The organism is Lachnospiraceae bacterium JLR.KK008, from assembly GCA_037015955.1.
In the GTDB taxonomy this organism is placed as follows: Bacteria; Bacillota; Clostridia; order Lachnospirales; family Lachnospiraceae; genus VSOB01.
This window is the reverse complement of the sequence record CP143548.1, coordinates 1378366-1399371: the sequence shown is the minus strand read 5'-3', so window position 1 is coordinate 1399371 and position 21006 is coordinate 1378366. Positions and strand designations below refer to the sequence as shown.

General features: G+C 50.2%; 18 protein-coding genes. 5 read left to right on the top strand and 13 right to left on the bottom strand.

Translation table 11 applies throughout. The features are described 5' to 3' along the window. Nucleotides 1-84: 84 nt before the first annotated feature. On the bottom strand, nt 85-3960 hold the full coding sequence (locus V1224_07010) for a proline-rich domain-containing protein (GenBank protein WWR17172.1): 3876 nt from the start codon (nt 3958-3960) through the stop codon (nt 85-87). After that, entirely contained in the window at nt 3947-5491 is a 1545-nt protein-coding gene (gpmI, locus tag V1224_07005; GenBank protein WWR17171.1) for a 2,3-bisphosphoglycerate-independent phosphoglycerate mutase, read from the bottom strand. The genes V1224_07010 and gpmI overlap by 14 nt, the downstream gene beginning before the upstream one ends. 157 nt (nt 5492-5648) lie before the next feature. On the opposite strand from gpmI, the gene V1224_07000 reads away from it, so the two are divergent. After that, nucleotides 5649-6809 (top strand): cation diffusion facilitator family transporter, encoded by a 1161-nt coding sequence (locus V1224_07000; protein WWR17170.1) that lies wholly within the window; start codon nt 5649-5651, stop codon nt 6807-6809. Between the two features lie 2 nt (nt 6810-6811). On the opposite strand, the gene V1224_06995 is transcribed toward V1224_07000, so the two are convergent. The 4 genes from V1224_06995 to V1224_06980 all read right to left on the bottom strand — a co-directional run bounded on the left by V1224_06995 (nt 6812) and on the right by V1224_06980 (nt 9718). Next, the gene (locus tag V1224_06995) at nt 6812-7810 is read right to left on the bottom strand and encodes a DUF3298 and DUF4163 domain-containing protein (protein ID WWR17169.1); all 999 of its coding nucleotides are present in this window, start codon (nt 7808-7810) and stop codon (nt 6812-6814) included. Between the two features lie 86 nt (nt 7811-7896). Further along, the gene (locus V1224_06990; GenBank protein WWR17168.1) at nt 7897-8586 is read right to left on the bottom strand and encodes a thiamine diphosphokinase; all 690 of its coding nucleotides are present in this window, start codon (nt 8584-8586) and stop codon (nt 7897-7899) included. A gap of 29 nt (nt 8587-8615) precedes the next feature. Then, nucleotides 8616-9179: a chromate transporter gene (locus tag V1224_06985; GenBank protein ID WWR17167.1), complete on the bottom strand. Its 564-nt coding sequence runs from the start codon at nt 9177-9179 to the stop codon at nt 8616-8618. Further along, nucleotides 9176-9718, bottom strand: coding sequence for a chromate transporter (locus V1224_06980; GenBank protein ID WWR17166.1), 543 nt, complete (start codon nt 9716-9718; stop codon nt 9176-9178). The genes V1224_06985 and V1224_06980 overlap by 4 nt, the downstream gene beginning before the upstream one ends. Before the next feature lie 162 nt (nt 9719-9880). Between V1224_06980 and V1224_06975 the strand changes: the two genes are divergently transcribed. Then, nucleotides 9881-10495 carry a M48 family metallopeptidase gene (locus V1224_06975; protein WWR17165.1) on the top strand — a complete coding sequence of 205 codons (615 nt, stop codon included), beginning with the start codon at nt 9881-9883 and terminating at the stop codon, nt 10493-10495. Between the two features lie 7 nt (nt 10496-10502). On the opposite strand, the gene V1224_06970 is transcribed toward V1224_06975, so the two are convergent. Both V1224_06970 and V1224_06965 read right to left on the bottom strand, forming a co-directional pair. Next, nucleotides 10503-11024: an isochorismatase family cysteine hydrolase gene (locus V1224_06970; protein WWR17164.1), complete on the bottom strand. Its 522-nt coding sequence runs from the start codon at nt 11022-11024 to the stop codon at nt 10503-10505. Nucleotides 11025-11195: 171 nt separating this feature from the next. Continuing rightward, entirely contained in the window at nt 11196-11435 is a 240-nt protein-coding gene (locus V1224_06965; GenBank protein ID WWR17511.1) for a hypothetical protein, read from the bottom strand. Between V1224_06965 and V1224_06960 the strand changes: the two genes are divergently transcribed. After that, nucleotides 11337-11774 (top strand): VanZ family protein, encoded by a 438-nt coding sequence (locus V1224_06960; GenBank protein ID WWR17435.1) that lies wholly within the window; start codon nt 11337-11339, stop codon nt 11772-11774. The two genes, V1224_06965 and V1224_06960, sit on opposite strands and share 99 nt — an antisense overlap. A 412-nt stretch (nt 11775-12186) precedes the next feature. Here V1224_06960 and groL read toward each other — a convergent pair whose 3' ends face one another. Continuing rightward, a complete protein-coding gene (gene groL, locus V1224_06955; protein ID WWR17163.1) occupies nt 12187-13809 on the bottom strand; it encodes a chaperonin GroEL in 1623 nt (540 codons plus the stop codon). Between the two features lie 31 nt (nt 13810-13840). Then, nucleotides 13841-14125: a co-chaperone GroES gene (groES, locus tag V1224_06950; protein ID WWR17162.1), complete on the bottom strand. Its 285-nt coding sequence runs from the start codon at nt 14123-14125 to the stop codon at nt 13841-13843. A gap of 374 nt (nt 14126-14499) precedes the next feature. On the opposite strand from groES, the gene V1224_06945 reads away from it, so the two are divergent. Next, a complete protein-coding gene (locus tag V1224_06945; GenBank protein ID WWR17161.1) occupies nt 14500-16296 on the top strand; it encodes a BlaR1 family beta-lactam sensor/signal transducer in 1797 nt (598 codons plus the stop codon). Here the strand turns inward: V1224_06945 and V1224_06940 are convergent. The 3 genes from V1224_06940 to V1224_06930 all read right to left on the bottom strand — a co-directional run bounded on the left by V1224_06940 (nt 16293) and on the right by V1224_06930 (nt 19214). Beyond that, nucleotides 16293-17315, bottom strand: a complete 1023-nt coding sequence (locus tag V1224_06940) for a penicillin-binding transpeptidase domain-containing protein (GenBank protein WWR17160.1) — start codon at nt 17313-17315, stop codon at nt 16293-16295. The genes V1224_06945 and V1224_06940 overlap by 4 nt on opposite strands. Before the next feature lie 231 nt (nt 17316-17546). Next, a complete protein-coding gene (locus V1224_06935; protein WWR17159.1) occupies nt 17547-18476 on the bottom strand; it encodes a GGDEF domain-containing protein in 930 nt (309 codons plus the stop codon). A gap of 135 nt (nt 18477-18611) precedes the next feature. Further along, complete coding sequence (locus V1224_06930; protein WWR17158.1) at nt 18612-19214, bottom strand: cytidylate kinase-like family protein; 603 nt, start codon at nt 19212-19214, stop codon at nt 18612-18614. Nucleotides 19215-19358: 144 nt separating this feature from the next. Here V1224_06930 and V1224_06925 point away from each other — a divergent pair, with 144 nt between their 5' ends. Continuing rightward, the gene (locus tag V1224_06925; protein ID WWR17157.1) at nt 19359-20996 is read left to right on the top strand and encodes an ATP-binding cassette domain-containing protein; all 1638 of its coding nucleotides are present in this window, start codon (nt 19359-19361) and stop codon (nt 20994-20996) included. The last annotated feature ends 10 nt before the right edge of the window (nt 20997-21006 follow it).

Below are 21006 nucleotides of genomic sequence, written 5' to 3'. Positions count from 1 at the left end.
TACTAGATGTATTATGTGTGTACTATGTATGTTAATACACCTATTGTACCATATACAGAACAACTGTCAAGAATATTTGGAAAACTATTTTTTCCTCTTCTCACTGACCGCAGCGAACAAGAGCAGGCCGATTCCGGCCAGCAGCAGATAGACCCACCAGGAAAGGCTGAACCAGAACTCTTTCGTCATATAAAGCGCTTCGGCTACAATCATTGCTCCCGCGATCCGCACCCAGCGGCGCTGCGATCTGACGATCGCCCAGACAAACGTCAGCAGGCAGACGCCTCCCAGAATAAGCGCATCCCCCACCTTCCCTGTACGGATACCGTCCACGGCAAGGATGATCAGCATACCCGTATAGACGGCAGTCTGCACATTCCACAAAATCTCCGATCTCCCCCATAAGAAAGAAAGAGAAAAAACAAGAAGTGCGGCTGGCAGAAGGCTGATCTCCAGAGTAAGGATTTCCGGCCAGGTAAGATACGGCTGCAGCCAGAACGCGCAGAGCAGACATCCTTCCAGACCGGTCAGCGCGCTGCGGCGCACCTTCTCCCAGCCCGGGAAACGTTTTGCCGGCACATACTGGAGACAGTAAAACGCCAATAAGAGCAGATACCCAAACCGCCAGTACCGGTCTGCCCAGACTGTCATCCATAAAAGCGGCAGGGCGATGAGTATATGATAGAAATCGATCTGCCATGCCCCCGGCTCTCCCTCTTCCTTTTGCATGATCGGCAGAAACAGACGAAAGACGATGGCAGACGCAAGCAGTGAAATGGCCACGGATGTATACAGCCGGTCCCCTGTTATCTCATATTGCCCATACAATGCAAGCGGCGCCGGAAGCATAACGAGAGAAGACAACAGGTTCAGATAATAGTTGCCATACCGCTTCTGGCAAAAGACAAGGTACGACAGCCAGAACCCGGCGAGAAACAAACCGATCGACAAGCCGGCACGATAAAGGCCGCCATAAAAGGCAATGGCAGAAAATCCAAACATAACGAACACGGATATTATTTCCCACAGCTGTGATGATTTTCGTCTGGCCCAGCCAAATACCAGCAGACAAAGCCCTTCCAGCATCAAGCCGTCTGCCACCTGCCCGGTGGCAATGCCATCGATCGCAAGAATCACAAGACAAAGCAGATACCCTACGGTTTGCACATCACGCAGTTCCCGTGATTTCCCCCAGATAACAGGAAGAAACAGGAGAAAGGCCGCTACAGGCAGCAGACAGATTTCCAGCGAAAAAAGCGCCGGCCAGACAATAAATGGCTGTAGCCAAAACGCAGGCAGCAGACAGGCAGCCGCTCCGGAATACGCACATCGGCGCACCTTCTCCCAGCCCGGGAAATCCTTCACCGACGCATACTGCAGACAATAAAGGCCAATTAAGAGCAGATACCCAAGCCGCCAGTACGGATCTGCCAGAACTGTCATCACAAGCAGCGGCGCCGCAGATAAAATATGATAAAAGTCAATTTGCCAGGCACCCGTCTCCCCTTCTTCCCTGGCCACAACCGGCACGAACAGTCTGCACACGATACCTGAAATCAACAGCGAAACAGCGACCGACAGATAAAGCGCATCTCCCGTTATCTGATACCGCCCGGATAATGCGGTCGGCAGGAAAAGCATGGCAGAAGCGCAAACTCCTGTCAGCCACAAATGTTTTCTTCGATACAAAAACAGATAGACCGCCCAAAACAAAGCTGCAAACAGCCACAATGACCACAATGCCTCCGGAGACTTACGGTAAAAGGAAAACGCAGCCGTCAAAAACAGCAGACAGAGAAACCTGTCCTGTCCCGGAAGCTCCCGCCCTGCTTTTCTGCCAGTCATCACCATGGCCGCCAGCACAGACAGCGGCACCGCCGAAAGCGGAAAACCACTTATGCCGGCCAAAATGACTGCGATCACCGTCATAGAGATCCTGCAGTCTTTCTGACTGCAAAAACTCCATAAGATCACAAGACAGAGATACCCTGTCACAAACACTTCATAACCGGGGCAGTTCGGATGATATAGCTTTCCAAGATTCCATGCTGCCACAGTCAGGTAAAGACAGAGCAAGACGACTGTCTCCGGAACCCACCGGCAGGACCTGCCCCACAGATACAGCGCTCCGGCAGCGAGAAGTACGGCAGCGAAAGCCGCAAGCTGCTCTCCCGGCGCCATAGTTCCAAGCCAGGAGAGTCCGATCACCGCCAGTGTATCCACAAAGATCATGCTCAGACAAATCGCACCTTCCGCCCGGCTTCCGGCAAGCAAAGGCCCTCTTCGCTCACTGCCCGCCCGGCGGCAACACAGCCACAGGGAAAAACAGCCTGCGGCGACCGCCTCCACTGTCAGAAACGCATAGATCTCCCGCTGCGCAAACAGCCAGGTGACAGCGGTATAATGTGCAAAGTATTCTAAAGATGCAAGAAACAGCCATTGACAGGAAATCGGCCTCTTCCGCGTGCACAGCAAAGCCATCCCCGCGACAGTAACGGCCATCGCGCACAGGGTAAACAGATGCCGCTGCGATATTCCGGCCATTTCCATCAGGCCGTTATAAGCACAGAGACCCGCAAACAGCCAGAAATGGACAGGGACAAATAACGCCATCTCTTCCCGGAGCATAAAAAACGCCTGCGCCCACGTAACGCACCGCCGCTCCTTACCCTGCCCCGCCGGGACTGCTCCTGCGTCCTCCGTCGCCTTCCCTTTGAGCACCGTCTCTCCGGTTTCTGTTTCCAGCTTACCGGTTCCCGGCGCTCCCGGTTCTTTCCGTTTGGCCTTAACCGGACTGGCCTCAAGCCGCTCGATCGACCATTCCAACAGCAGAAGGACAAACGCATATACTGTCATAAATCCAAAGAAGTCTGTCGGCTCCCAGGCAAAGGAGAGTCCGAGAAACACCATGCTCACAGTCATACCCCACAGACAGGCATGTGTAAACAACCTGTCGCAGAACCGTCTCATACCGAGAAACCAGACGCCTGTTGTCACAAGAGAACCAATCCACAGCACACGATACCGGTTTACCCCTTCCAGAACAAAGGCGGACCCGAGAAAGCGGAAATAGCAGGCTGCCAGTACCGTAAGAAACAGGAAAATACTGCCAAGCAGATACAGGCCGTTGCCCGTCTTATGAATATGTAGTTTCTTTTCCGCGATCAGGCTGGAGCCGAAAAAGACAAGCACAAACAGGCCGATCAGCATCACTTTTCCCAGATCCGGCAATATTTTCCATGTCGTAGTTGAAAAGATCAGACCGGCAAGCACCACAAAGATAATACCTACAATCAAAGCCGCCGTTCCCATGACATTGGCAGAATGCCCGGGCCGCTGCACTGCGATGACCGGCCGCGGCGGCGTGAACTGCGGCGCGGATTGCCGCGGCTGTGATGCAGATTGCGGCGCCGGCCATGCGGACTGCGGCATATCTGCCGGCTGTGACACAGATTGCGGCGCCGGCCATACGGACTGCGGCATATCTGTCGGCTGTGATGCAGGCTTCGGCTGCGGCAATACTTTCGGCGGCATGTCCACAGGCTGACCCCTCCATTGCCCATATGCTACCGGCTGCGAATCCGGCCGTGGCATCCCCACAGGCTGACCCGGCCGCTGCCACATCCCGCCCGCATCTGCCCCCGGGACACCCGCATATGGCCCCCGGCCCACAGGCTGGCCCTGCGGATGAGGCGGCGCTTGTCTGCCATATTGCTGACGCTCCAGCTCCCGGATTTTTTCTTTATGACGCTGATTCTCTTTCCATAGTATTATGATTACAGCCAGTTCCACAAACGGAGAAACCAGCCAGACCAGCAAAAACAAGAGTACGCTCATACTACTCACCTCTCCCAACTGTACACCGCCACATAAATCGGCAAGACCGCCGACAGAAAGACAATATTCCTCTCCATCGACGGTCTCGGTTTTCAGCTTTTTCGTCACATTATTTGCGGACAAGCAGCGACTTTCCTGTCATCTCCGCAGGCTGCTGTCTTCCCATAATCTGAATCAGAGTCGGAATGATGTCTGCCAGGCATCCCCCTTCTCTCAATGTATAATCGTCTTCATAATTGACCAGAATAAAAGGTACCTGATTGGTCGTATGGGCGGTAAACGGTGCACCTGTCTCATAATCCACAAGCTGCTCCGCATTACCGTGATCAGCACAGATAAACAGTACGCCGTCCACTTCCCTGACAGCCTCTACCGCTTTGCCAACACACTCGTCCACTGCCTCCACCGCTTTGATGGCTGCCGCCTCCACACCGGTATGACCAACCATATCCGGATTGGCAAAATTGATGATAATCACATCATATTTTCCGGAACGGATCGCCTCTGTCAGTTTATCGCACACACCATAGGCGCTCATCTCCGGTTTCAGATCATAAGTAGCCACATCTTTCGGTGAATTTACAAGTACCCGGTCCTCCCCTTCATTCGGCTCTTCCACGCCGCCGTTGAAGAAGAAGGTAACATGGGCATATTTCTCCGTCTCAGCGATTCTCGCCTGCTTCATGCCGTTCGCTGCCAGCCATTCCCCGAAGGTATTGGTAACGGCGATCTTATGGAACGCCACTTCCTTGTTCGGGATCGTCGGATCGTAATCGGAAAAGCAGACATACGTGAGGGCCAGCCTCTTCTCTCTGTCAAATCCCCTGAACTCATCGTCGCAGAACGCACGTGTAATCTCTCGCGCACGGTCCGGCCTGAAATTAAAGAAGATCACGGAATCTCCGTCCGCAATCACGCCGACCGGCTTTCCATCCTTTTCAACTACGGTAGGCTTTACAAACTCGTCTGTCTCGTCCCGGTCATAAGATGCCTGAATGCCCTCCGGACCACCTGCCGCTTTCAGTCCCTCGCCTTTTGTCAGCGCATCATAAGCCAGCTTCACTCTGTCATAATTGTTGTCTCTGTCCATGGCATAATAACGGCCCATGACGGAAGCGATCTGTCCGACGCCGATCTTCTTCATCTCGGCTTCCAGCTCCTGCGCATAGCCCTTGCCACTTGCAGGAGGCGTGTCACGCCCGTCCAAAAAGCAGTGAACATATACTTTTTCCAGTCCGTTTCTCTTCGCCAGCTCCAGCAGCCCATACAGGTGTGTATTGTGACTGTGCACGCCACCGTCAGACAAGAGTCCGAACATATGAAGGGCGCTTCCGTTTTTCTTACAGTTTTGAATCGCATCCATCAGAGCCGGGTTCTCAAAGAAAGTACCGTCCTGGATTTCTTTCGTGATCCTTGTCAGCTCCTGATAGACGATACGCCCTGCTCCCATATTCAGATGGCCGACCTCTGAGTTACCCATCTGTCCGTCGGGAAGACCTACCGCCATACCACTGGCATTCCCTCTTACAAACGGATAGTCCGCCATCAGTTTATCCATAACCGGAGTACTGGCCTGCGCAACCGCATTGCCCTCCGTTTTGCCGTTCAGCCCATATCCGTCTAAAATCATAAGTACAATCGGTTTTTTATTCATACTCTTTTCTCCTTTTTCCATACCAATGTCCCATATCTGTTGATTATACACTGTTTATCAGGCTTTCGCAATCAATTTTCCAAAAGCTCTTGCGTCTTTTCATAAAAAATGTTAGAGTGTTGAGAATATCGCGTATACAATGAATTGAGGTGTTTTCATGATCACATTGTTAATCCGTCTGTTCATTCCTGACAGAGAAAATACGGAACATCCACAGGTACGTCAGCGCTATGGCATCGTAAGCGGCGCCTTCGGTATCTTTCTCAATATCCTGTTGTTTTCCATGAAGTTAATGACAGGTCTTCTCAGCGGTTCTATTTCTGTGATCGCGGATGCGTTCAATAATCTGTCGGATGCCGGTTCCTCAGTCATCACTTTGATCGGTTTCAAGATCGCCGCACAGGAGGCGGATTCCGATCATCCTTTTGGACATGGCCGCAGTGAATATATTTCCGGTCTGATCGTTTCCATCATAATCCTGGTCATGGCAGTGGAACTGATCCGTTCCTCTGTCTCCAAAATCATCCATCCGGAACCGGTAACAGTGACACCGGCCGTGCTGGCCGCACTCGTACTCTCCATTCTTATCAAACTGTATATGTTTTATTACAACCGGTTTCTGAGCAGGAAGATCGCTTCCACTGCTCTGAAGGCAACCGCTGCCGACAGTCTCAGCGACTCTCTGGCAACGTCGGCCGTACTGATTGCCATTATCATATCGGAACTGTCCGGATACCATATCGATGGCTGGTGTGGTATTCTCGTCGGTCTGCTCATTCTCCACGGCGGTGTCGATGCAGCCAAAGACACGATCAGTCCCTTGCTCGGACAGGCGCCGGACCCGGAATTTATCAGAAAAATCCACAAGCTCGTCAGACAATATGACATCGTCCTCGGCGTCCATGACCTGATTGTCCACGACTATGGCCCGGGGCGGCGTATGATCTCCCTGCACGCGGAAGTACCTGCAAAAGGCAATATGATGGAGCTTCATGACACAATTGACAATATTGAGAAAAAGCTGCAAAGCGAGCTCCACTGCTCCGCAGTCATACATATGGACCCTGTGATGAACGACGACAGCGAGACACTGGAATGCCGTCAGCTTATGATGCGGCTTTTGCGGGAAATTGATGTCAGACTGTCCCTCCATGATTTCCGCATTGTAAAAGGCACTACTCACACCAATCTGATCTTTGACGTGGTAGTGCCTTATCAGGCCGCCTATACGACAGACGAATTAAAAGAAATGATCAAGACCCGGCTGCAGCAGATCGATCCACATTACTTCGCCGTCATACAGATCGATCATCTCTGAAATCATTCGGTAGTCTCCTCCTGCACCTGCTCTCCGGCTGCATCTTCAGTCCCGGCAGTAGTGTCCTCTGCCGGCTCTTCGGAGCTTTCTGCCGGTTGACCGGCCGCCGACGCCGGAATATAAGCCCCGGCTACTACATCCACTTCATCATATGGCAGGACGAAATCCAAAATGCCTGACGAATGCGGCGTAATAATATATTCGTTGCAGATGATATGAAAGCCCAGTTCATCGGTATACCAGGTGCTGTCCGTCAGGATGTCTTCCAAATGACCGGCATAGTCTTCAAACAGTTCATCGGCATACTGTGACTGCGGAAGCATCTGCCCCAGATATTCCACACTCTTTGTCCTGATCTCGTCCAGATCCGAGGCTACGTCCTCCAATGTCATGCGCTGCCCTGTCTGCGTGTCAAAATTATAGGCCACTTTCACCGAATTGGGATGCGCCCCGCCCGTATATTCATAACTTGTCTCCACGATGCTGATCATCTGTTCGTCGACACGCTTCACTTCATAGTATCTGCCAATCTCATAGGGGAACCAGTTTTCGATCCCTTCTTCCTTCCGGAAATCCAGATCTTTTGCCGCACTCTCCTCATGCTCTGAGACAGTAGACCGATACGATTTCTGCAGATCCTTAAAAAACTGGTTGACTGCTTCCTGCGCCTGTGCATTTCCCGGAATTGTCACCGAGACTTCACTTGCATCACTTGTCAGCAGAACAGTCCCTTCCTCATTTTTAATCTCTTCCTTCTGTGTCGTCCTGATCTGTACTGCCAGTTCGCTTGCCTGCTCCGTATCGCTTTCTGTCTCAGGCTCCTGCACAGCTTCACTTTCTGTCTCCTGGACGGACTCCTGGGTCTCATCCGTCTGCTGTGTCTGCTCCTCATTACCGGGCGTTCCCTCTTCCTTTCCACACCCTGTAAGCATGACTGCAAGACAGACCGCCCAGACGGCCATCCACTTTTTGTTTGTAACCTGTTTCATTTTCCTTTTCATAATTCCCTCCTGCCTTGTTTCTGTTTCTTTCCAATTATTAACAGATACACGCAAAACTATTCCTGTCAATGAAGTTGTCACCACTGTTATTCCCAGCGCACAACGATGAGCAGAGAGCCGTCTCTCACTTCGATTTCCGCCTTCTGCCCTGTAAATTCATTACTGACCCCAATCGGAAAATCACAGCGGACAACAGCATCGTCAAGTGCATATCTGAGTCCTTTTTCCGTCACCCCTCTGGCCTCACCTCCGACGGCAAAGACAGACACCAACCCTTCCATCTCTTTCCGGAAGGAGAGCGATTCATTGCGGATCAGCGTAATCATCACCGTACCATCCCAGATGTAACCGACGGCTCCCGCATTTTTGAGAAAGTGCAGACATTGCAGATTGGCGATCGTATGCTCCAGCCGTCCGCCAAGCGCGCCGTACAGGTGAAACTCCCGATAGCCATTCTCCAGTCCATGCCGGATCGCCGCCAAAGTATCCGTGTCATCCTTGACACAGTCCAGACGGATGACACGCGGCTTCTTTCCCTCCGCTCCATGTGGCCGTCCGCTCTCTTGTGGCTGCGTCTGTTCACAGTATGTCTCCGCAAGCGAGTCAAAATCTCCAATCATCACATCCGGTTCAATCCCAAACACCTGACAGTACAGGTAGCCGCCATCCACCGCAATCACATAGTCCTCCGGCTTCACCGGGATCTCAGAAATCTCCAGATCACCCGCACAGACTAAGATACACCTTCCGTCTTTATTCCCGCTGTTTTTATCCATTGCACCTCCCTGACAGTTTCCTTCGTCTGTCAAAACCGAAATACGATCCCGATCACAACTGCGAAGAGCAGCCATACTGCCGGATGATATTTCTGCAGTTTCTTTACCTGTAGCAGACCGAAAACAATCACACACAAAAGAATGACTTTCCCCGCAGGCACATATCCCGCCTCTGTCTGCGTAAAAAGAGAAACTTTGCACACACTGTAGACGGCAGCGGCGATCAGCGCCGTAACCGCAGGACGGATACCCGCAAAGGCCCCCTGTACATATTTATTTTCATTAAAATTTTCCAGAAATTTGGCAACCAGTATGATCACAATCACACTGGGAAATACGAGTCCCAGAGTAGAGACAATGCCGCCAAATGTGCCAAGCGTATGAAAGCCCGCATAGGTCGCCATATTCAGCCCGAGCGGTCCGGGCGTCGATTCACTGATGGCGATCATATTTGTCAGATCTTCCATCGTATACCAGTCAAATCTCTCTGTCAGATCCATCAGATAAGGCAGCGTGGCCGGTCCGCCTCCTACCGCAAAGAGTCCGATTTTCATAAATTCCCAGAACATAAGAATCATCAACTGTACATTCATGCCTTTTTGCCTCCTGCCATATTCACAATAATACCGATCACTGCCGCGATGATCACGATACAGACTGTCGGAATGACAGAAAACATCGCAAGTACAAAGGCGACACCGCAGATCACAAAGCAAAACGCATTTTTAAGACTTTTTTTCGCCAGTGTAACAACCGTATTGAGCATCAGTGCGCAGACGACTGCACGCACACCCATCAGCGCATGCTGCACCCACACATTTTCTATGAAAGCCTGCAGACAGATTGCCACAAGCGTGATGATAACGACAGACGGTGTGACCATTCCCAGCGTGGAGACAATACCGCCCAATACGCCTTTCCTTTTATACCCGACAAATGTCGCCGTATTGACGGCTATAATGCCCGGCGTGCACTGGCCGATCGCATAACAGTCAAGCAGATCTTCTTCTGTAATCCACTTTTTTTTCTCCACGAGCTCAAACTTCAGCATTGGCAGCATCGCCAGCCCGCCGCCGAATGTCAGCCCGCCGATCCGCAGAAACGCTATGTAAAGCTGTGCATATTCATTCATACTTTCGCCCTCTTTCCTTATTTCTTCGTATTGCAGCCGATCTTTTTTATCATATACTATTTTTGCGGATTCTTCTACCCTTTCGGCGGAAAATATGCTATCTTGTATCAGGGTACATCTGAACTGTCGACGTCCTGATTACTGTGAAATGAGGTAATGATAATGTCTGAATCCGCAACCGAGAAAAGTGGCGTTTTCTCTCCCGTCTCCGCTCCTGCTCTCAAGATCCCCTTTCGGATCAGAAAAAGCAGACGCAAGACCTGGTCCCTCTCTCTGGAACCGGACCTTTCCCTGCTCATGAAAGTCCCTCTGTCCGTCACTTATACACAGGCCAGAAAACTGATGGAGACAAAAGAACGCTGGATCATAACAAAATACCGGGAACTGGAACAGGCGAAAGCACGTGTGCCCGTGTCAACTCTGACGCCGCTCCAGCGCGAACAACTGGAAAAGCGTTACCGTCAGGCTGCCAGAGAGTATATTCCTGCCAGAGTCGCCTACTTTGAGACGGTGATCGGTGTGACTCACGGCGCCATCGCCATCCGCGATCAGAAAACCCGCTGGGGAAGCTGTTCCGCCAGAGGAAATCTCAATTTTAACTGGCGTCTCATGCTGGCGCCGCCCCGCGTCCTCGACTATGTCGTCGTCCACGAACTGTGTCACAGAAAAGAAATGAACCATTCCAAGGCATTCTGGAATGCGGTTGAAACGGTTCTTCCCGACTATAAAGAACTGCGAAAATGGCTGCGGGACAACGGCAGGACTCTTATCCTGTAGGGCTGTGTCAGCAAATTCTGATCTGGCACATCCGCATCGTTGTCAGCGCCGCTTCGTGGCTCTCCGGCGTCACACCCGCGCAGCATAACGGGTCGACTGATATTTCGGTCTCCGGCATCGCGGCTTTCAGCAGCAGCGCATTGGACACGACACAGATGTCCGTACACAGGCCGACCAGTTCGATCTCCAGCGTTTCTCTGTCATTTTCCTCCTGAAGCAGATCTGCCAGTACGATACTGCCGAACGCCGGCTTATTGATGATCGTAGCGCCCTCCAGCGCTTCTGCCACTTCGGCACGGATTTCCCAGCCCGGTGTACCCTCGATACAATGAACGACAGGCAGATGTCTGCCCTCCGCCGTATCGAGATAGTTTTGCTGATGAGTGTCCCTCGTGGCATAAATGTCTTTCGCCTCATATCCGCCGATCTTTCTCACTACATTCCCGACGATGGCCCTGGCCTCCTCTGTGCCAAGCGCACCGTCAATAAAATCGTTCTGCATATCGACTACAATCAATACCCTTCTCATAGCACTCCCTCTTTCCGGTCTGCTCTGTCCATCCAATCCGACCGTTTATTTTTCTGACCGTATCACAAATAATCCTTCTTGTCAATGAATGGAAAATCCGCTACACTGTTATTGGCATAATCGCCAGGATCTGATAAGGAGTTTTATTTTATGCACGAATACTTGATACCATTACGTCTTATATATGCCCTTTTTCCCCTGATCACCGTTCTCTTCCTCCTCCCCTGTCTGCTCTACCAACACCGAAAATACGGCAGAATTATCTTCTTCCGTATAGCCGCTATGTATCTGTTTGTTTTCTATCTCACCTGTATGTATTTTTATATTATCACACCCCTGCCATCCTTCGACTATGTTCTGGCCCATCCGCTCCCCATGCGTGTCCAGCTTCACCCGCTGGCCTTTCTCCATGATCTCAAAGAACAGGCATCCTGGGTCTGGTACGAGACCGGGACCGTGAACATCTCACACTCCGCCTGGTTCCAAATCGGCGGTAATATCGGCCTGCTGTTTCCGTTTGGCATTTATATGAGATATTATTTCCACCGCAGCCTGAAACAGACCGTAGCGCTTTCCTTTCTTCTCTCACTTTTTTTTGAACTGACACAGCTCAGCGCTCTCTATGGCATCTATCCGTCTCCATACCGCATTTTTGATGTCAACGACCTGATGTTCAATACATTCGGCGGACTGCTCGGCTATCATGCCGCGCCTTTTGTGACCCGCCGTCTTCCCCGGCTTGACGGATAACTGCCGCTTTCTTTTTTGATCACTTATTCATTATTTTTTTCTAATAATTTTTTTCTTTTCTTTTTAGAAATCGGACACGATTTGGACATAATTCCCATATATAATAAAACCATCAAAGGAGTTAGTACTCATGTCAGACGCGTATGCAGGGTATTAGCTTCGACTACCAACACTCTTAATCTATTAAGATTAAGTTCTTCATAAATACTCCCCCTCATAGTATAGTAACCGAAAAGGGAAGACGGCGTAAGCTGTCTTCCCTTTTCCGTGCATCCATATGCCGCCTGACCAAGTGTACATAAGCTCACAGTCATTTCCCGGACCGTTCAACGGCAAAATGACTGCAATAAAAACAGGCGGGAGTCCCTGACTCCCGCCTGCGGCATACCGAATCTTTTTGTCTGTCTGTGTCTTACATCATGCCGCCCATGCCGCCGCCTGCCGGCATTGCCGGAGCATCTTCCTTGATGTTGGCTACCACGGACTCCGTCGTCAGGAGTGTGGAGGCAACGCTTGTCGCATTCTGCAGAGCGCTCCTTGTTACTTTGGCAGGGTCCAGAATGCCGGCTGCCACCATATCCACATACTCGCCCTTCAGCGCATCAAAGCCGATACCAATTTCGGACTCTCTCACTTTGTTGATAACAACGCTTCCTTCCATACCTGCATTGGCTACGATATGGAACAACGGAGACTCCAGTGCTTTCAACACGATATTCGCGCCTGTCTTCTCATCACCCTGCATCGTATCTGCCAGTTTGGCAACTTCCTTTGCCGCATGGATATAAGCGGAACCGCCGCCGGAGATAATTCCTTCCTCTGCCGCTGCCCTTGTCGCATTGAGCGCATCTTCCATGCGCAGTTTTGCTTCCTTCATCTCTGTCTCTGTTGCAGCGCCTACGCGGATGACTGCCACGCCGCCGGAAAGTTTTGCAAGTCTCTCCTGCAGTTTTTCCTTGTCAAAGTCAGAAGTTGTCTCTTCCACCTGATTTTTGATCTGGGCAACTCTCGCCTGGATTGCCGCCTTATCGCCTGCACCGTCCACGATAACCGTATTTTCTTTCTGTACTTTGACAGATTTTGCACGTCCAAGCTGGTCAAGTGTCGCTTCTTTCAGATCCAGACCAAGTTCGTCAGAGATGACCTGACCGCCTGTAAGGATCGCGATGTCTTCCAGCATTGCTTTTCTTCTGTCACCATATCCGGGAGCTTTCACTGCCACAATGTTAAAGGTGCCGCGCAGTTTGTTCACAATCAGAGTTGTGAGCGCTTCGCCTTCCACATCTTCCGCAATGATAAGCAGCTTCGCGCCGGACTGTACGATCTGCTCCAGAACCGGGAGGATCTCCTGAATGTTGCTGATTTTCTTATCTGTGATCAGAATATAAGGATCATCCAGTACGGCTTCCATTTTATCCATATCGGTTGCCATATAAGCGGAAATATATCCTCTGTCGAACTGCATTCCTTCCACCAGGTCGAGTTCGGTCTTCATCGTCTTGCTCTCTTCGATCGTAATCACGCCGTCGCCTGTCACTTTTTCCATCGCATCCGCAACCATGTTGCCGACTTCTTCATCTCCGGAAGAAACGGCTGCCACTCTCGCAAACTGCTCCTTTCCGCTGACTTTGGCGCTCATCTTAGCGATCGCATCGACTGCGCAGTCCGTAGCCTTTTTCATTCCCTTGCGCAGAATGATCGGGTTAGCGCCTGCTGCCAGATTCTTGATCCCTTCGTGTACCATGGACTGTGCCAGTACGGTTGCTGTCGTCGTACCGTCACCTGCCACATCGTTTGTCTTCGTTGCCACTTCCTTCACAAGCTGTGCGCCCATGTTCTCAAAAGCGTCTTCCAGTTCGATCTCTTTGGCGATCGTCACACCGTCATTGGTAATCAGCGGCGCGCCGTAAGACTTGTCAAGGACAACGTTTCTTCCTTTCGGTCCAAGCGTAACGCGTACTGTGTCCGCCAGTTTATTAACGCCCACCTCCAGGGCTGCTCTTGCTTCTGCTCCATATTTGATTTCTTTTGCCATAATTTTCCATCTCCTACCTGATTTTTTATAATTACGCAATCACTGCTAAAATATCGTTCTGTCTGACGATGATATATTCTTCTTCGTCCAGTTTCACTTCTGTGCCTGCATATTTGGAGAAGATAACCTGATCTCCGACTTTCACTTCCATCTTTACTTCCTTGCCGTCCACGACACCGCCCGGCCCGACCGCGATCACTTCTGCCTGCTGTGGTTTCTCTTTGCTCTGCCCCGGAAGAACGATTCCGGATTTGGTTGTTTCCTCTGCAACTAACTGTTTTAATACAACTCTGTCACCCAATGGTACTAATTTCATTTAGAATGCCTCCTGTCCTTTACTGAAATCGATGATTATTCTTTGATTTATTAGCACTCACTTTGATTGAGTGCTAAGAACTATCCATATATTAGTTTTTTGCATAGCCTTCTGCAACCCAATATATCTTTTGTTTTCTCTATTTATCTATTAATAACTTATATATACTCTTTATTACTCTTTTTTTCTTAATTTTTCCATCTCCGGCAGATTTTATACTTATTTTAGATTTTCTTCTCCTTTGTACTGCCTGAGCAATTCTCTGATCGGCCAGGCAGACGCCCACACATTGACATCGGAAACGAGATCTTTTATAATATTTTCTATTACAAGCGTAAGACTTAAATGTGCAGTATGCACAGGAGGTGCCTGACATGAACGATTTTATCATCCGTTTCTTTCTATGCAACTTAATGATCAGCGCTATGATCGGTATTCTCCTGGCGGCAAAACATCTGTTTCGAAACAGTCTTACCAGCCGTATGCAGTATAATCTGTGGTTTCTTCCGCTCGGTCTTCTGAGCGTTCCCTTTCTGCCGCTCCCTGCAGGCCATTCTTTCCGGATGTTTTCCATATTCAGTAGACTGCGCGATATGACAACCTCCCATATGGCCCCCCTGCTCACAAAGACGCAAGTATTGCAGCCCTCCGGCGCTGATGCCTGGCAAAACGACTATGGAATGTCAGTCGGCGGGGAGACGCTTTCCGGTCTCAGTTTATTGTTTTTCGTCATCTGGATCACCGGTATCGCAGTCATGGCGCTGCTTCTGGCGAGAGCTGCCATCCGTTTTCACCATTTCAGGCGATCGGCACTGCCGCTGCAAAATACGGCCATCCGCAGACTGTATCATAATTGTCTGGCTGAAATGAATCTGGCCGGAGACATTCCCGTCTACAGTACGGCATTTTTAAAATCTCCCGTCATCGCAGGACTTTTCAGGCCCTGCATTTACCTGCCGATCCATCTGATCTCCGATCGGGACACGAAGCGTATGCGCTATCTGCTTCTGCATGAACTGCAGCACTATAAACATAAAGATTTACTTGTCAACCATTTCGTCAATGTCATCCACATTCTATACTGGTTTCATCCTTTTGTCTGGTATGCCCTGAGAGAGATGCGAAATGATTGCGAAATTGCCTGTGATACTTCCGTGCTCAATATGCTGTCGCAGGACGCCTATGCAGATTATGGATATACTTTGATTGATTTTGCTGAGAAACTGTCGCTTTCCCCCTTTCCCTTTGCCTCCGGCATCGGTGGAGGCATAACACAGATAAGGAAAAGAATCATAAACATTGCCAGTTATCGACCGCAGCCATTAAAAAAGAAAGTGTGCGGCTATTTTGTATGCGGACTTCTCGCCGTCTTCACGCTGACCGCTGCTCCCTTTCTCTCTACCCGGGCCGCGGCCAGCGACCGTTATGTCTTCCAGGAGCAGGGCAGACATATTACCCCGATTGATCTTGGCGACTCCTTTGGCGAAAATAAAGGCAGCTTTGTCCTCTATGACAGTGCCCAGGACACCTGGCAGATCTATGATCAGGAGCGTGCGGTGACGCGCATCTCCCCGGTCTCCACTTACAAAATATACAGCGCCCTGTTCGGTCTCGAATCAGGAATCATCACGCCGGAAGATACGCTCATACTATGGGACGGACAACACCACGAATACGACGAGTGGAATTGTGACCAGACGCTGGAGTCCGCCATGCGAAACTCCGTGACATGGTATTTCCAGGCGATCGACCGGCAGTCGGATCTGTCTGCCGTACATGATTATATCCGGCAGATCGGATATGGCAATCAGACGGTCAGGGAAGACCTCTCCTCCTATTGGACAGACTCTTCTCTGAAGATCTCTCCCGTCGAGCAGGTCGAACTGCTGCAGAGATTTTACTATAATCAGTTTGATTTCTCACCCGAACATATTGAGACTGTGAAAAATGCCATTTGTCTCGGTTCCTCCGACTATGGTACGCTCTATGGAAAAACCGGGACGGAAGAAAGGGACGGAGAAAATATTTCCGGCTGGTTTATCGGCTATATCGAACATGACGGGCATCTGTATTTTTTTGCAGCCAATATCCAGAATGAACGGCTGGCAACCGGCCCCCGGGCGGCAGAACTGACCCTTTCGATTCTCTCTGATCTGGGGATCTGGGACTAATTCTGATCAGCCTCCGGAAGCAAGCCGCAGCAGGCGTCCGCAACCAGCCGCACTGCAATCTCCTTCGCCGCAGCGCTGGATACCGTTTTCCCATCCGTTCTCCCGAGATATACACAAAAATAGAGAGGACCCTCCGCTCGCTCCGCGAATCCGGTAAACCATGCGTCAACGACAACACCCTCTGCCTTGCCCATGCCGGTCTTACCATAGACAGTTATTTCTGTCTCTTCCTGTTCTGTCAGCATAACCTGCCTTAACGCATCTAACGTCCGCTGCGAATAGGCAGAATTTTCTCCAAAGATGCGTTCCATCACTTCTGTCTGTTCCTGTGGAGAAATCAGCAGTGACGATTCGATCCAGAACCCGGTCAGCGCGCGATTGCTGTTATTTGTATTCTGCCGCCCTTCCCAGTCGGAGCTATCGCAGTTGCCATACTGGAGTCTGTCCAGCTCTCTCTGCATTGTCTCCTGCCCAATCTCGTCGATGATTTCCCGGAAATACCAGACACAGGAGACGCGGAATGCCTCCTGAAACTCCATATCATGATTCCAGTCTTCATTCCAGAATGTCTCTCCGCTCCAGATGCGAAGGGAATCGTCCGGGTCAATCGCCCCGCTCTCCAGGGCCGCCAGCGAAGAGATGATCTTAAATGTGGAACAGGGGGACCGTCTCGTCTGTGCAAGTTCCCGATTGTATACCGTATATCGCATAGCCGATGGATCATAGAGAACCGCGGCGCCATTGAGACCATCAAAGTACTGTGCCCAGTCGGCCTCCACTGTCTCCGGCTCCGAAATGGTATCATCCTGCACTATATCGTCCTGCTCTGTCCCCTCTGCCTGCACTGTCCCTTCTGTCTGTTCTGTCTCTTCTGTCTGTTCCGTTTCCTCTGTCTCCACCGCATACTCTTTGTCCGCGCTCTCCGGGATTTCCTGTTTTTGTCTGCCGCAGCCTCCCAAAATAAAAATACCGGTGATCACCAGACATACTGTCTTCCCAATACAATGTTGTCTTTTCATAAAGTTCTCCTTCCCACGCTTCGCCGCCTCATATCTCTGCGTCCTCTTCCGTACTTTCTTCTTCCAAATATTACATTAGTAAGATTTAGAAGTCAAGCAGCAGTCTGAAAAGTTCTGTTCCCGCCCGGGTACACAAAAAACCGGTCCTGCTATCGCAGGACCGGCCGCATTCCGTCATCAGTCTGTATTCGCTTCCGGTTTAATCAGTTCCCGGTCTCTGTCTCAAATCCCTCATTTCAAGTTCCTGTGCAACCGCTCCTGATAAGCTACCGAATGCTTCATCTCATATTTATTCTCAAACATTTTATATTCCGCCTCGGCAAACACATCCTCCAGCTTTTCTTCCACGTTGCTCTTGTACATGATGCCCACGGCTACGGAAGGTGTCAGTTTATCATCGTCACAGGCATCGCATCTGCTCTGCACCCGTTTGACATAACCCTCCGCTTCTTCCTCGTCGGCAGTCGGAATGGCAATATGGAAAACATCGCCGTCCACACGGCCCAGTATGTATTCTTCTCCGGCCTCTTCCTTTAAGATCTGAGCGATCAGACGGATCAGTCTGTCACTTTCCTCGTCCCCGTAATGATCATTGACAAATTTCCAGTCATTGATATTGGCCTCCACTGCCGCCACCGGTACGGTCTCCAGACGATCCAGCACTTTCATGCGCTCCTCAAAATATGTCTTGTTCAGCACTCCGGTCAGCACGTCTTCTTTCTCTCCATGTTTGACCTGATATTGCTCCTTCTCCAACTGCTGTTCTATCTCGTCAATATAGACGGCGCTCTCTTTGTTCGTAAACACTTCTTCCCCCAGCCGCTCCCACGTCCGCACAAGTGCTTCCAGAAAGTCCGCCGCCAGCTTTTCTTTTCCGGCTTCCACCGCGTCCTCTTTCGTATACACATGTCCCACCGTCCGATTGGCCACGCGCAGTTTTCTGCCGGGTTCCCCCACTACGTCAGGTGTGAAATCCGTAAAATTTCCTACGGCAGCCATCTTCTCCCCATGTCTGTCTGTCAGAAGAATCTTCAGCCCCGTAAGCTCCTGCAGCAATAACATCTGTTTTTTCAGTTCCACGATCTGATATAGATTGTCAAGCCCGTAATTTTTAATGTTTTCCTTCAGTCTTTTCTCCAAAGGAAGCGCTCCGTATCCCATAAACCATACCTCTCATCTCTTAAGTTTTCCCGGTTTATCATCGCTGAACCACAGCCGGAAATTCAATTTCATTATACCGATTTTGCCTGTATTTGTCCAGAATGATTCCGCTCCCGGTCAGGCACCGTTCCTCCTCTAAAGAGACTGATAGAGCGTCTCCAGAATATCCACACATTTGTCAATGCCGATCCGGCCCCGGTCTAACGAGATGTCATAGTTATTGATGTCGCCCCATTTATATTCCGTATAATAATTATAATAAACACTGCGCTGTTTGTCTGTCTTGCGGATCAGTGACAGCGCATCTTCCCGGGAAAGATTATAATGCCTGCATACAACTTCCAGTTTTGTCTCCATATCCGCATGGATAAAGACACTGAGCATTCTCGCATTTTCTCTGAGAATATAATCCGCCCCTCTGCCGATGATGATACAGGGACTCTGGTTCGCCAGATCCTTGATGATCTCCGCCTGAAGGCTGAACAGCTCTTCGTTCATGGGAACTTTCTTCATCTGATACCCCGGGCCCACCTCCATCGGGAAGGAATACCACTTACGGCTGATCTTCTTCTCATCCACCTCCAGAAGAGACGTGTAATCCGCCTCGCTGCGCTTGGAAGCGATCTCAATCAACGCCATATCATAATATGGAATCTGAAGTCTGTCCGACAATATCTTTCCTATTTTTCTTCCGCCGCTGCCAAACTGACGGCTGATCACGATCACCTGATTGCTCATAGGTATCATCTCCTTTTTCCTGTATAATACGGTAAGTATAACACATTTTCCTTGCAAAATCCTATATTTTCTGTAAAATAGGAAAAGACGGATAAAAGCGGAACTGAAACATTCCAAAGTATTAAGAAAGAAAGGTCAAAAGTTATGATAAGCGCAAACAATGTAACATTACGGATCGGAAAAAAAGCCTTATTTGAGGACGTTAATATTAAATTTACCGAAGGCAACTGCTATGGTCTCATCGGCGCCAATGGCGCGGGAAAATCCACTTTCCTGAAAATATTATCCGGACAGCTGGAAACGACCAAAGGTGATATTTCCATGACACCGGGACAGCGTCTGTCCTTTCTCGAACAGGATCACTTCAAATACGATGAATACCCGGCCATGGATGTCGTCATTATGGGCAATCCGCGCCTCTATCAGATTATGAAGGAAAAAGACGCCATCTACGCAAAGGAAGACTTCTCCGATGAGGACGGCATCCGCGCCAGCGAACTGGAGGCAGAATTTGCGGAGATGGACGGCTGGGAGGCAGAGTCCAACGCCGCCATGCTCTTGAACGGCCTCGGTATCGAGACACAGTATCATGACAGCCTGATGAAAAACCTCAACGGTAATGAGAAAGTAAAAGTATTGCTGGCCAAGGCTCTGTTTGGCAATCCGGACATTTTGCTGCTCGACGAGCCGACCAACCATCTCGATCTTGACGCCATCGCCTGGCTCGAAGAGTTTCTGATCAATTTTAACAATACGGTTATCGTCGTATCCCACGACCGTTACTTCTTAAATAAAGTATGTACCCACACTGCCGACATTGACTATGGCAAGATTCAGCTCTATGCCGGAAACTATGACTTCTGGTTTGAGTCTAGCCAGCTCCTGATCCGGCAGATGAAGGAAGCCAACAAGAAAAAGGAAGAAAAGATCAAGGAGCTGCAGGAATTTATTTCCCGATTCTCCGCCAACGCCTCCAAATCAAAGCAGGCCACCTCACGTAAGAAGGCGCTGGAAAAGATCGAGCTGGAGGAAATCAAACCGTCCAGTCGTAAATATCCTTATATTGATTTCCGGCCGGAGCGCGAGATCGGTAACGAAGTACTCTCCGTGGAAGGCATCTCCAAGACGATCGACGGTGAGAAAATACTGGACAACATCTCCTTTATTTTAGGCCATGATGATAAGATCGCCTTCGTCGGCAGCAATGAACTGGCAAAGACAACCTTATTCCAGATTCTTATGGGAGAGATGGAACCGGACAAAGGGACTTACAAATGGGGGGTCACAACCTCTCAGGCATATTTCCCGAAAGACAGCACCGAAGAATTTAATAACGATCTGACGATCGTCGACTGGCTGACCGGATATTCCGCCATCAAAGACGTCACTTATGTCCGCGGTTTTCTCGGGCGTATGCTCTTTGCCGGGGAAGACGGCGTCAAAAAAGTAAAAGTGCTGTCCGGTGGAGAAAAGGTGCGCTGCCTGCTCTCCAAGATGATGATCTCCGGCGCAAACTGTCTCGTCCTCGACGAGCCGACCAACCATCTGGATATGGAGTCGATCACTGCCCTCAATAATGGACTGATCAAGTTCCCGGGCGTCGCTCTCTTCTCCTGTCACGATCATCAGTTCGTCCAGACAACGGCCAACCGCATCATGGAAATCCTGCCGGACGGTAAGCTGATCGACAAGATCACAACTTACGATGAATATCTGGAAAATGACGAGATGGCCAGAAAACGCACCGTATACACGGCCAACAAAGAAGACGACGACAACTAAGGAGCAATCA